Source organism: Ruegeria atlantica, from assembly GCF_947495585.1.
Taxonomy (GTDB): Bacteria; Pseudomonadota; Alphaproteobacteria; order Rhodobacterales; family Rhodobacteraceae; genus Ruegeria; species Ruegeria atlantica_G.
In genome coordinates this window covers 1-224 of record NZ_CANLZK010000059.1, presented here as the reverse complement: position 1 = coordinate 224, position 224 = coordinate 1, and the positions used below count along the sequence as shown (strand labels likewise).

Annotated in this window: 1 pseudogene; it reads left to right on the top strand. The window is 57.6% G+C overall.

Annotated features, from left to right (window positions below):
• A pseudogene (tuf, locus tag QMP16_RS23560) lies at positions 1 to 224 on the top strand (elongation factor Tu); the annotation flags it as partial.

Below are 224 nucleotides of genomic sequence, written 5' to 3'. Positions count from 1 at the left end.
ATGTTCCGCAAGCTGCTGGATCGTGGTGAAGCGGGCGACAACATCGGCGCCCTGCTGCGCGGCATCGACCGTGAAGGTGTTGAGCGTGGTCAGGTTCTGTGTAAGCCGGGTTCGGTTACACCGCACACCAAGTTCGAAGCCGAAGCTTATATCCTGACCAAGGAAGAAGGCGGTCGTCACACTCCGTTCTTCGCGAACTACCGTCCTCAGTTCTACTTCCGTAC